The following is a 12,028-nucleotide window of genomic DNA, read 5'->3' as shown; positions in this document are numbered from 1 at the left end:
CCGAATGAACACCGAGGTGGTAGTGATCGGCGGCGGTCAAGCAGGACTGTCCGCCGGCTACTACCTGCGACGAGCCGGTCTGGACTTCGTCATCCTCGACAACCAGACGCACGCCGGCGGGTCCTGGCAGGACTACTGGCCGTCACTGCATCTGTTCTCGCCGGCCGAGTACTCGCGACTACCCGGTTGGCCGATGCCGGCGTGGCACAGTGGTTTTCCGCCGGCATCGCATGTGGTGGACTACCTGCGGGCGTACGAGAAGAAGTACGACTTGCCGGTGCACAGGCCCGTCGACGTGAAGTCCGTGCATCGTACGACCGAGGGCTATCGAGTCCACACCGACGGCGAGTCGTACGGTGCCGCAGCAATCATCAATGCGACGGGAACGTGGTCTCGGCCGTTCTGGCCGAGCTACCCGGGTATGCGCGAGTTCGGTGGAACCCAGCTGCATGCCGCTGACTACCGAACGCCGGGTCAGTTCGTGGGCAAGCGAGTAGGAATCGTCGGCGGCGGAAACTCGGCTGCTCAGATACTCGCCGAGATATCCACGGTCGCGCAGACCCTGTGGTTCACCAACCGCGAGCCGAGGTTTCTGCCCGACGACGTCGACGGTCGGGTGCTGTTCGATGTCGCCAGCGATCGGTCCCGCACTCTGGCGGCAGGCGGTCCCGATACCGGCGGGGTCGCCGGTCTGGGCGACATCGTCATGGTCCCGCCGGTGCGGGAGGCCAGGGATCGCGGAGTGCTGCACGCCCGGCCGATGTTCACCGCGATCACCACCGACGGCGTCACCGACGGACATACGACGGAAAAGCTGGATGTAATCCTCTGGTGCACCGGATTCCGACCCGCACTGCGGCATCTGCAGCCGCTGCATTTGCACACCGAAGGATCACGAATCGTGCTGGACGGCAATCACGTCCGCGGCGAAGCGACGCTGGTGTTCCTGGGCTACGGCGACTGGACCGGCCCCGCCTCGGCGACGCTCATCGGCGTCGGCCGGACGGCACGCGCAGCAGTGGACACTCTCGTTCGACGAGGAAAGGTAGATCCGACATGAACGAATACCCCGTAGTGGTGGTCGGCGCAGGCCCCATCGGTCTCGCTGCCGCGGCGCACCTGGCCGAAACCGGTTCTGCCGTCATCGTTCTCGAACGTGGACCGTCGGCCGGATCGGCGGTGTCCGAATGGAATCACGTGCGGCTGTTCTCTCCGTGGTCCGAGGTCGTCGACCCGGCTGCCGCCCGAATGCTCGAACCCACCGGTTGGACTCCACCGGACGGCGACACCTACGCCACCGGACGCGAATGGGTGGAGCACTATCTCGCGCCCCTCGCTGCTGTGCTCGGCGATACCGTCCGAGTCGACTCCGAAGTGGTCGGCGTCGCCCGCCGGGGACGCGACCGCGTCGTCGACGCCGGACGCGACACCGAACCACTGTCGGTGCATGTTCGCCACTCCGACGGCAGCGAGGAACGCATCCTCGCTCGCGCCGTGGTCGACGCGTCGGGCACCTGGGGATCGCCGAATCCACTGGGGAGCGAAGGACTTCCGGCCATCGGCGAGAAGGCTGCCGCCGACCGCATCGACTACCGAGTCCCCGATTTGACCGATCCGGCGATTCGCTCCCAGTTCGCGGGCAAGCACACCATCATCGCCGGTAGCGGCCACTCCGCGCTGACCGCCATCATCACCTTCGCAGAGCTCGCCGCCGACGAGCCCGGCACGACGCTCACCTGGGCCGTGCGTCGAGGCGTCACCGCGGAGGTCTTCGGCGGCGGTGCGGCCGACGAACTCGCGGCGCGAGGCGCACTCGGCCAGCGCGCGAAGAAGGCCGTCGACGACGGTTACCTCACCGTGGTCTCCGGATTTCGCACCGAAGCCGTTGCTGTGCAGGGTGATCGGCTCGTCCTCGTGGGCGACGGCGGCACCCGTATCGAGAACGTCGACCGCGTCGTCGCACTGACCGGGTTCCGTCCGGATCTTTCGTGGTTGTCCGAAGTGCGCCTCGATCTCGATCCCACTCTGCAGGCACCGAAGTTCGTCGCCGAACTGGTGGATCCGAACATCCACTCCTGCGGCTCGGTGTCACCACACGGAGTCGAGGAGCTCACTCAGCCCGAGCCCGGCCTGTACCTGGTCGGCATGAAGAGCTACGGACGTGCGCCGACGTTTCTGGCGATGACCGGATACGAGCAGGTGCGCGGCATCGCCGCCGAACTGGCAGGCGATCACGAGGGCGCGCGAAAAGTGGAGCTGACGTTGCCCGACACGGGCGTCTGCGGTGGGGCCGGCCTGTTCGACGAGCCCGACGCCCCGACGACCGGTGGATGCTGCGGTGTCTCCCCAGAAGCTGAGGCACAACTGATCTGAGTGTCCACTATTTCGTTCCGGAAGCGGGATCGCGCCTCCCGGCTGAAATGGTGGACACTCAGATCACCTACGACGTCAGCCGAATGCCTGGTACCCCAACCAGCCGGCGAGGCCGAGTCCCAGAATGCCGACGCCGACGCGGAGCACGATCGGCGAGATCACCTTGACGGTCGGTGGCCCGCAGGCACCGCCGACGAAGCAGCCGATTGCGAGAGCCAGAGCGGCCCACCAGTTCACGTGGCCGGAGAACGAGAAGATGATCGCCGCAATGAGATTGGCGATGCCGAGGAAGAAGCTCTTCAGAATGCTTGCGCGCCAGAACGTATCGGACGTACAGATCAGCGCCAGAGCCAGGAAGATAACCCCGGCTCCGGCTCCGAAGTAGCCCCCGTAGATGGCGACGGCGAACAGCGCCAGCGGGTACAGCGTCGGAAATTGCCTGCCGCCGGACAACGTTCGGATTTTGGGCTGCAGCAGCAGTGCAATCGCAGCCATCGCGACCAGGAACGGCACGATGACCTCGAACGATCCCTCCGGAGTGACGAGTAACAGGATGGCTCCGGTGGTCCCGCCGAGCGCCGAGTAGACGGCGTAGCGAATCAGCTGTTTGCCGTCCTTGGCGAGTTCGGCCGACGAGCTCGTAGTCGCACCCACTCCGGCAGCGACCAGCGCGACGGTGTTGGTGACGTTCGCCGAGACCGCGGGAAGCCCTACCGCCAACAGCGCCGGATAGGACACGAGGGATGCGAGCCCGGTGACGAACCCGATGAGGCCGGCGAAGAACCCGGCCACCACCAGTAGTCCGAAATCGAGCACAGTCACCGAACAAAACTACCGTGCCTAACGATCGAGCCCCTATTCGACGGGGTTCGCCATCTCCTGCAGCAAGCGGCTCGTCATCCGCACTGCCTGATCTCCACCGTCGGCGTCCTCGATGTAGACGGCGAAGGCAACATCGCCACTGGTGGCGAGCACGAAGCGATCATCGCCGCTCTCCCCGGCAAATCCCTGGACGCCGTCGAACGTATCGAGACCACTGCTGTTCGACGATGCGGCCACGATCTCACGCAAGCGGGCTGCAGCGTCGGGGCCCATGGGCTCGGCTGCGCGGTCTGCCACTGCAGTCTGCCCGGCAACGATGGCCGGCGTGGGCGCGCTTCCGCGGGAGATCGCTGCTGCCATCTGGGCAAGCCCGAACGGTGTCACCGTCGCCTCGGCTCCGGATGCGGTGGAGACGTTCCGAATACCGTCGATCGCGCTCCGGCTGTCGGCGGGGGTGCCGGTGTAGGCGTCGAGACCGGGCATCGCATAGTGAATTCCCAGACCCAGGCGTGCCGCCGCGTCTTCGGCACTGTCGTCGCCTCGGTCGGCCTGCACGGCTTTGATCAATTCCGACGCGGTGCCGGCCGGATAGGAGCCGGCGAACACCACGTCGCCCTGCTCGTTGGCGTAACTGTTCTGTGCCGCACCGAGTATCGCACCGGTCGACGTGGACACCGCCACGATCGACGCGGATGTACCTGCCATCACCACAGCGTTTTCGGCCGCGAGTTGGACGCGCGGATCGAGTGTTGCGTGCAGGTCCGGCCCGCCCGGTCCCTGGAATCCCACGCGTCGTTCACCGGTTCCGTCGACGGTGTAGGTGTCGACGGCCCAGCCTGCCGTGGCGTCGCGGCCGGATTGCCATGCGGCGCGCAGGGAGTCGAGCACCGGGGAGGTGATTCGACGGTCGTCGACGATGAGCTTCGGCTGCGGGGCGACCACCACTCCCGGCACCGCTCGCAGATCGTCCTCGAGCACGGCGAAGTCGTCGTCGCGCAGTGTCACTGCGGTGATCGGAGCTCCGTGGGCCGAATCGAGTTCCTTCAGTAGCGATTCGGAGGTGATCAGCGGCGCGACGACGTCGATGACATCGGCGAGTTGCTGAGTCGACGCCGCCGGATCACTCATCTGGGCGGGGTCGAGAGAGATGGCGTTGATGGTCCGCTCACTCATCAGCACGTTGTTCGCGGAATCGAAGATCAACGGCGGAGCGGCGTCGGTGCGGGTGTAGCGAACCGACCCGCCCGAGGTCAGATCCGGAACGAGCGTGGCCGGATCCCACGCGATACGCCAGCCGACACTGAGCTTCTTGGTTGCGCCCTGAGCGCTGTACTTCCAGTCCTTGCCCTCGCCGAAATTCCAGGCGGACGCGAGCGTGAAGAATCCGCTCTCGTCGGAGAGATCCATGTACTGCGTCAGGTCGAAGTCGCCCGTCGATCTGCCGTCGGCCGACAAACCGTCGAACATCTGATTCAGAGCTGCCGTCGCGGCGTTCGGGTACGTCGTCAGTGCGGCCGCCGCCGCGACATCGCGGTTGTCCAGCGCGTCGACAAATTTGGAGACCAATACCTCGGCCTCGCTCGGTGGGCGGTCGACCATCCAGAACACGGCCGAGACCGACAGCGTCGCCGATGCTGCAACTGCGACGAGGTAGCGACCGCGGACCTTGCGCGGGCCACGACGGACACGACTCATAGAACTCATGAGTCACAATATTCACTGTAGTCACACGAGTAACAAGCACGGGATTCATACGAGCCGGTCACGATTGAGATACGGAGTGGTCCGTTTACCTCGGGCTGTTACCTCAGAAAGCGTCCTGCAGCCTCGATGGCGGGTGCCGAACTTCCCGCGTTGTTCACGAAGACCGCGAACGCGAGATCATCGGAGATTCCGACGAACCAGCCGTGCGCTCCTTCGTTGTTCGGCCCGAATTCGGCGGTTCCGGTCTTGCCGAGCAGCCCAGGAATGTCGTTCAGTGCCGTAGCCGTACCACCGGTGATGGTCTCGCGCATCATGGCCTTGATCTGCTCGGTGACCTGTGGGTTCACCGCTGCCGGCTGCATGTTTCCCACGCCGGGCTTACCCGAGACGACCGTCGGCGGGAGCAATCCGTTGTTCGCGATCGACGACGCGACCAGCGCCATACCGAACGGCGACGCAGTCACCTGCCCTTGGCCGATGGCGGATTCGACGCGCTGCGCCGGGGTGTCGGCCGACGGCACCGAACCGGTGACGGTCGTCAGGCCCGGGGTCACGTAGTCGACGCCGAGGCCGTACTGCGCGGCCGCGTCGGTCAGACCGTTCGGCGGCAGGGCGACGCCGAGTCGGCCCATCGTCGTGTTGCACGATTTCGCGAAGGCAGTGTGCAACGGAACGTCGCCGAGCGCGAAGTTGTCGTCGTTGGGAATCTGACGTCCCTCGATGTTTTCCGTCGCCGGGCACGGCAACACCGTGTCGGGGGTGACGGCACCGGATTGCAGAGCAGCCGAGGTGGTGACCGTCTTGAAGGTCGACCCGGGCGGGTAGAGACCGGTCAGAGCAATCGGGCCTTCCGCATCCGCCGCGGCGTTCTGTGCGACGGCGAGAACCTCTCCGGTGGACGGCCGAAGCGCGACGATCGCAGCCTGCTGCGGCACCGACGCCAGGGCGTTCTCGGCCTTGATCTGCAACGCCGAGTCGACGGTGGTCGCGATGTCGTCACCGGTGGAGGCATCGCGACCGGCAAGCTGGGTGACGGTGTTGTCGGCAGCGACCGACTGGATCGCCCAGCCTCGATTGGCCGTCTGCTCCTGTTCCCACAGCGTCGTCAGGTCGCTGAGAACCGGCGAGATAAGATTGCGATCGGTGGCCAGCAGCCGAGTCTGTGGTGCCAGGGTGACTCCCGGAACGGCTGCGAGCTGCGCGCCGATGGGATCGATATCCGCCTGACGGAGCGAGACTACGGTCGCCGAATTACCCTGTGCAGCAGCAACAGACGACGCAACAGACTGGGCCGTGATCCCGGGAACGACGGATCCGACGAGAGCGGCGACGGCCACCGGATCGGCCGTCGCATCGACGTTGACGAGGGTGACGACCTGCTGCGACATGAGCTCGCTGCCGTTGGCATCGAACACCCTGGGCGCGACCAGCGCGTCGGTCGGGGTGAATCGGACCGAGGAATCGGCCGTCAGTCCGGGGACCAAGATGGCCGGGTCCCAGGTGATCTTCCACCCTTGCGGAGTCTCCGCCGCGGTCGCAGATGTCGTGTAGTTCCACTCCTTCGGCTGGCCGTCCGGTTCCGCCGTGCCGTCGGTGGTGGTCGAGAAGCGCCAACCGGCGTTCAGCGTGAACGTGCCCGCATCCTCGTTCGCGTCGACAGCCTGGAAATCGGGAGTGGCCGTCACCGTTCCGCCGCCGGACAGCCCGTCGTACAGCTGGGTGAGCGCGGCGCCCGCGCCCGCGGGATCGGTCGTCAGCGCGGCTGCCTGATCGATGTTCGAGCTGCTGACGGCGGCCGCGAACTGCTCGGCGACCGTCTGCGGCTGATCGGGCCCACTGTTTCCGCAGGCAGCGACCACCAGGGCCAGCACGGACACGATTGCGGCCAGAGTCGTCGGTCTTCTCGTTGTGCGCACGGAGTCGATCATGCCCCAGGCCTCCGACGAATCGGCGGTGGCGCGAACCCGAGATGGGGTGTAATCATGTAATCAGTATTACTGAACCTACAGAGGAGTCACCATGAAACCCAGTGGACGCTCGTTCGGTCGCCCCGGTGGCTGGCAGCACGCAGATGTTCCCGACGCCACCGATGCCGGCGACTGGTTCGGCGGCAGATTGCCCGACAGCTGGTTCGAGGGCACCGCGTCGGTCGAGGTGGATCGCGAAGAGATCGTTGTGGTCGGGACGTTGCCCACCGAGGAGGGCAGTTCACCTGCCGCCACCGAAGGCCGCATCGCCCGATTCCGAGGAGGCACACGGGCCGAGCGCATGCAGATTGCCGACGAGGCCGAGAAGCGCTACGGACGCAAGGTCGCCTGGGGCGTTCGGACCGATTCCGAGGTAGTCCTGTTCACCCACCTGGCCGTCCCGGTCATGACCCGCCTGCGTCAGCCCGAACGACGCGTCCTCGACACCCTCGTCGATGCCGGAGTCGCGCGGTCTCGTGCAGACGCTCTGTCGTGGGCCGTGAAGTTGGTCGGCGAGCACACGCAGGACTGGTTGGACGAACTGCGCGGAGCCATGTCGACAGTGGACGAACTACGCAAGAAGGGGCCCTCGGTCTAAATCGCTTGCGGATTGCCCACGTTCGGCATTAGCGTGGAGATCGCCTTGTTGCCCACAGATTCGGAGAGGCCATTGCTCTTCCAAAGGTTCTAGACGCCTGCAGTTCGACCGCACGCACACCTTTGGAGCATCCATGCCTCATTCATCTTCCCTCTCTGTCTCCGATCTGACGTTCTCCTGGCCCGACGGCGACCCCGTGTTCGACGCGTTGTCGGCCATCTTCCCCAGCGGCACAACAGGTCTCGTCGGATCGAACGGTGCCGGAAAGTCGACCCTCCTGAGATTGCTCGCCGGAGAACTGACACCGCAGCGCGGTTCGATCTCGATGCCCGGCGTCCTGGGTTATCTCCGTCAGGACATCGCACTCGACCCCGAGCTCCCGGTGGATCGCGTGCTGGCCATCGATTCGGTCCGAAAGGCATTGCATCGCATCGAATCCGGTACATCTTCCGAGGACGATTTCGCCATCGTCGGATCGGCCTGGGACGTCGAGGAGCGCGCGCTGGCGTTGCTGAACAAGCTCGGTCTGGGCGGCTTCGTCGGCTCCCTCGACGACCTGGATCGACCGGTCGGCACGCTGTCCGGTGGCGAAGCGATGCTGCTGGCTCTCACCGCGCAATTGCTCGCCGAACCAGACGTACTGCTGTTGGACGAGCCGACCAACAACCTGGATCTCGTTGCACGAGAACGACTGTATGCGGCCGTGGACGGATACTCGGGGGTACTCGTCGTCTGCAGCCACGACCTCGAATTGCTCGAGCGTGTCGATACCATCGCCGAGGTCCGCGCCGAACGCAGCGGCACCTCCCGAGTACGCATGTTCGGTGGAAACTACACGCACTACCGATCGGTGATCGACGCCGAGCAGGAAGCCGCGCGGGCGAGCATCCGAGACGCCAAGAACGACGTGCGCAAGCAGGAACGCGAATTGGTCGACACACAAATCAAACTGGATCGCAGGTTGCGCTACGGCAAGAAGATGGCGGAGCAGAAGCGCGTACCGCCGGTCCTTGCGGGCCGACGCAAGCGGGCCGCACAGGAATCGGCCGGCAAACTACGCGGTACCCACAGCGATCGCGTCGACGATGCCCGGACGTCACTGTCCGCCGCCGAGGATCTCCTGCGCGACGACCGCGAGATACGCGTCGACCTACCCGCAACGAAAGTTCATCCGGGACAGGTAGTTCTGACTCATGACGACGTTCACATCGTCGGTCCCGAACGCATCGCACTCGTCGGGCCGAACGGAAGTGGTAAGACCACCCTGCTCCGCAGTCTCGACGCCGCCGAGGCCGAAATGCCGTGGAAATACCTTCCGCAACGCCTCGACATCTTCGACGAATCACGCACCGTTGCCGAGAACATCGCCGACGTGGCACCGCACGCCACCGCCGAGCAGATCCGTGGCCAACTGGCCCGATTCCTCTTCCGCGGATCCGACGCCGACGCCGTCGTCGCCACCCTCTCCGGAGGCGAGCGACTGCGAGCCGCACTGGCACGAATCCTGCTGTCCGAGCCTGCACCGAAACTACTGATGCTCGACGAGCCCACCAACAACCTCGACATCACCAGCCGCCAACACCTCATCGACGCACTGAACACATTCGAGGGTGCACTGATCATCGCCAGCCACGATCGCCCGTTCCTCGACGCGATCGCCCCTACCCGCACCATCGACCTGACGCCGATCGCCCAGCCCAACGAGTCGGCCGAGTCGGCCGAGTCGGCCGCGGAAACACCCACCCGGGAGGAGTCAATGTGACGTTCGGTGGCCTTTTCGGGGGTCAATGTCACGTTGAGTGGACGTCCAGGGTCAGAATCGGAAGGTGGAATACGCCTCGAATGCAGATGATGGGACGCAGATCGCGTACACGGTGGTGGGGTCCGGGCCGCCGTTGTTGATGGTGCACGGCAGTTTCCTGACGCACACGATTTGGCGGACGTTCGGATATGTGAAGGCGTTGCGCGGGACTCGGCAGCTCATACTGGTCGACAGTCGCGGTCATGGCCGCAGCGAGAAGCCCCATACTCCCGACGCCTATGCCATGGCCAATATCGTCGGAGATCTGACGTCGGTTCTCGACGCGGTCGGCGCTCCGACCGTCGACTATCTCGGCTATTCGTTCGGTGCGCGGGCCGGTCTCGCGTTGACGGCGGCGAGGCCCGAACGCGTGCGTTCACTCGCGGTAGGCGGCGGTAGTCACGGCGCTCAGGCGGGAGCGTTCGACAGGCTGTTCTTCCCGGGCTGCGCGGACGTGTTGGAGCGCAGCGGCATGAACGGGTTCCTCGAGGCATGGAACGAGCACCGCATGTTCCCCATCGACCCGGGAACACGAGCGGTGTTCTCCGCCAACGATGCTCAGGCCATGGCTGCGTACATCCGAGCGTCCGACGCCGATCCCGGTCTACCCGACGACGTCCTGCAGCACTTCACGCAGGCGTCGCTGTTCTACGTCGGCAGCGAGGATCGAACCCGGCTGGGCGACACCCGTGCCGCCGCCGCCCTGGTGCCCGACTCCGAACTGCACATCGTTCGCGGGTTCGACCATGCGACGACGATGGCCGCATCGGACGAGGTGCTCGAATTCCTCGAGCGGTTCTGGAGCAACTGATCTGAGCGCCCACAATTCGCCTGGAGAATCGGGATCCCGCCGCGAGCAGCCAATAGTGGGCGCTCACGTCACCTACGACAACCGACCCTGCCGGCCCCACCCACAACTGAGCTCAGCGCCCACAATTCGCGTCCAGAATCGGGATCCCGCCTCCAGCAGCGAATAATGGGCGCTCACGTCACCTCTTCAGCGCAGGGAACTGGTCGTCACGCCACTCGCTGTCCAGTGGTCCGACGGCTGCGTCCTCGCGGGCGCGCAATTCCACGCGGCGGATCTTGCCCGAGATGGTTTTGGGTAGCTCGAAGAACTCGATACGCCGAACTCGCAGGAACGGGGCCAGGTGCTCGCGGGCGTACTTCAAGATCTCGAATGCCGTGTCTTCGTTGGGTTCCCAGCCAGCTGCGAGCGCAACGTACGCCTTGGGGACGGCCAACCGCGTCTCGTCGGGAGCCGGAACGACGGCCGCCTCGGCCACCGCGGGGTGTTCGATCAGCACGCTTTCGAGCTCGAACGGGGAGATCTTGTAGTCCGAGGCCTTGAAGACGTCGTCGGTGCGGCCGACGTAGGTGATGTAGCCCTCGGAATCCCGCGATGCGACGTCACCGGTGTGGTAGTAACCGTCGGCCATGACGGCAGCGTTGCGTTCGGGGTCGCCGAGATAGCCGGTCATCAGGTTGAACGGCTGCTGCGCCAGGTCGAGGCAGATTTCGCCCTCGTCGGCCAGTTCGCCGGTGGTGGGGTCGACGATCACCACGGGGACGCCGGGCAGTGGCCGGCCCATCGATCCGGACTTCAGCACCGCACCCGGCGTATTGGCAACCAGCGCAGTGGTTTCGGTCTGGCCGAAGCCGTCCCGAATGTTCAGGCCCCAGTCCTGCTGTACCCGCGAGATCACCTCTGGGTTGAGCGGCTCACCGGCACCGATTGCCTCACGCAGTGAACCACCCCCGCCAGCGAGGTCTGCCTGAATCAGCATGCGCCACACGGTCGGTGGCGCGCAGAACGTCGTCACCTCGGCCCGGCGGATCTGCTCGAGCAATGCCTTCGCGTCGAACTTGCCGTAGTTGTAGATGAAGATGGTCGCCTCGGCGATCCACGGTGCGAAGAAGCAGCTCCACGCATGCTTGGCCCAGCCCGGCGAGCTGATGTTCAGGTGCACGTCGCCCGGGCGTAGTCCGAGGAAGTACATCGTGCTCAAATGCCCTGCGGGATAAGAGATCTGAGTGTGTTCGACGAGTTTCGGCTTGCTGGTGGTACCGGAGGTGAAGTACATCAGCAGGCGGTCGGTGGGTACGGTGACGGACTCGAACGGCCTGGCCTCGACGGAGCGGGCATCCGAATAGTCGATCCAACCATCGTGGGCGGTAGTGGCGATTCGCAGATAGTCTCCGGGCACGTCGTCGAATTTGCCGGTGTCAGAGGGGTTCACGATCACGGCGCGAGCATTGCCGCGCACCACTCGGTCGGTCAGGTCGGCGGGCCCGATGGCCGTGGTCGTCGGCATCAAGACCGCTCCGAGCTTCATCACCGCGAGCATCGACTCCCAGAGTTCCACCTGGTTGCCCAGCATCAGGATCACCGAGTCGCCGCGGCCGATTCCCTGCAATTCGAGCCAACGAGCCACCTGATCGGAGCGACGCGCCATGTCGTCGAAACTGTATTTGGCCTCGCTGCCGTCCTCTTCGACGATCCACAACGCGATGCCGTCGTTGCCACGGGCAACCGCGTCGAACCAGTCGATGGCCCAGTTGAACGTTTCGCCGAACGACGGCCATTCGAAAGTCGCTACCGCACGGTCGTAGTCGCCGTAGGTGTCGAGCAGAAGATCGCGTGCGTTTCTGAATGCCATATATGCCGAGTCGACCATGTTTCCTCCTGCGCCTGTGATGCCCATCACCGCCACGGTAGGGGAGATGAACAATTCCTCGCTACCCCTGAACGGGGGTGGCAAC

General features: G+C 65.1%; 9 protein-coding genes. 5 read left to right on the top strand and 4 right to left on the bottom strand.

Annotation, left to right across the window (positions count from 1 at the left end; genetic code table 11):
• Positions 1-4: 4 nt before the first annotated feature.
• Both K414_RS0107225 and K414_RS0107220 read left to right on the top strand, forming a co-directional pair.
• Positions 5-1,060 (top strand): ArsO family NAD(P)H-dependent flavin-containing monooxygenase, encoded by a 1,056-nt coding sequence (locus tag K414_RS0107225; RefSeq protein WP_027495348.1) that lies wholly within the window; start codon positions 5-7, stop codon positions 1,058-1,060.
• Positions 1,057-2,373, top strand: a complete 1,317-nt coding sequence (locus K414_RS0107220) for an FAD-dependent oxidoreductase (protein ID WP_027495347.1) — start codon at positions 1,057-1,059, stop codon at positions 2,371-2,373. The genes K414_RS0107225 and K414_RS0107220 overlap by 4 nt, the downstream gene beginning before the upstream one ends.
• Before the next feature lie 75 nt (positions 2,374-2,448).
• Here the strand turns inward: K414_RS0107220 and K414_RS0107215 are convergent, their stop codons facing one another.
• The 3 genes from K414_RS0107215 to K414_RS0107205 form a co-directional block, all read right to left on the bottom strand.
• Positions 2,449-3,195: a sulfite exporter TauE/SafE family protein gene (locus K414_RS0107215; RefSeq protein WP_027495346.1), complete on the bottom strand. Its 747-nt coding sequence runs from the start codon at positions 3,193-3,195 to the stop codon at positions 2,449-2,451.
• A 33-nt stretch (positions 3,196-3,228) separates the two neighbouring features.
• Positions 3,229-4,890 (bottom strand): NTF2-like N-terminal transpeptidase domain-containing protein, encoded by a 1,662-nt coding sequence (locus K414_RS0107210; RefSeq protein ID WP_027495345.1) that lies wholly within the window; start codon positions 4,888-4,890, stop codon positions 3,229-3,231.
• Between the two features lie 107 nt (positions 4,891-4,997).
• Positions 4,998-6,827, bottom strand: a complete 1,830-nt coding sequence (locus tag K414_RS0107205) for a penicillin-binding transpeptidase domain-containing protein (RefSeq protein ID WP_027495344.1) — start codon at positions 6,825-6,827, stop codon at positions 4,998-5,000.
• Positions 6,828-6,918: 91 nt separating this feature from the next.
• On the opposite strand from K414_RS0107205, the gene K414_RS0107200 reads away from it, so the two are divergent.
• The 3 genes from K414_RS0107200 to K414_RS0107190 all read left to right on the top strand — a co-directional run bounded on the left by K414_RS0107200 (position 6,919) and on the right by K414_RS0107190 (position 10,076).
• Entirely contained in the window at positions 6,919-7,464 is a 546-nt protein-coding gene (locus tag K414_RS0107200; RefSeq protein ID WP_027495343.1) for a hypothetical protein, read from the top strand.
• A 133-nt stretch (positions 7,465-7,597) separates the two neighbouring features.
• On the top strand, positions 7,598-9,226 hold the full coding sequence (locus K414_RS0107195; protein WP_027495342.1) for an ATP-binding cassette domain-containing protein: 1,629 nt from the start codon (positions 7,598-7,600) through the stop codon (positions 9,224-9,226).
• Positions 9,227-9,290: 64 nt separating this feature from the next.
• A complete protein-coding gene (locus K414_RS0107190) occupies positions 9,291-10,076 on the top strand; it encodes an alpha/beta hydrolase (protein ID WP_027495341.1) in 786 nt (261 codons plus the stop codon).
• A 178-nt stretch (positions 10,077-10,254) separates the two neighbouring features.
• Here K414_RS0107190 and K414_RS0107185 read toward each other — a convergent pair whose 3' ends face one another.
• Complete coding sequence (locus K414_RS0107185) at positions 10,255-11,943, bottom strand: AMP-binding protein (RefSeq protein ID WP_027495340.1); 1,689 nt, start codon at positions 11,941-11,943, stop codon at positions 10,255-10,257.
• Between the last annotated feature and the right edge of the window lie 85 nt (positions 11,944-12,028).

Source organism: Rhodococcus sp. JG-3 (assembly GCF_000482405.1).
In the GTDB taxonomy this organism is placed as follows: Bacteria; Actinomycetota; Actinomycetes; order Mycobacteriales; family Mycobacteriaceae; genus Rhodococcoides; species Rhodococcoides fascians.
This window is presented reverse-complemented; position numbering and strand designations above follow the sequence as displayed.

Excerpts from the sequence above, each read along its gene's own strand:
- K414_RS0107200 (WP_027495343.1), top strand. The coding sequence starts at position 6,919 with ATGAAACCCAGTGGACGCTCGTTCGGTCGCCCCGGTGGCTGGCAGCAC.
- K414_RS0107220 (WP_027495347.1), top strand. The coding sequence starts at position 1,057 with ATGAACGAATACCCCGTAGTGGTGGTCGGCGCAGGCCCCATCGGTCTC.
- K414_RS0107225 (WP_027495348.1), top strand. The coding sequence starts at position 5 with ATGAACACCGAGGTGGTAGTGATCGGCGGCGGTCAAGCAGGACTGTCC.
- K414_RS0107185 (WP_027495340.1), bottom strand. The coding sequence starts at position 11,943 with ATGGTCGACTCGGCATATATGGCATTCAGAAACGCACGCGATCTTCTG.
- K414_RS0107205 (WP_027495344.1), bottom strand. The coding sequence starts at position 6,827 with ATGATCGACTCCGTGCGCACAACGAGAAGACCGACGACTCTGGCCGCA.
- K414_RS0107210 (WP_027495345.1), bottom strand. The coding sequence starts at position 4,890 with ATGAGTCGTGTCCGTCGTGGCCCGCGCAAGGTCCGCGGTCGCTACCTC.
- K414_RS0107195 (WP_027495342.1), top strand. The coding sequence starts at position 7,598 with ATGCCTCATTCATCTTCCCTCTCTGTCTCCGATCTGACGTTCTCCTGG.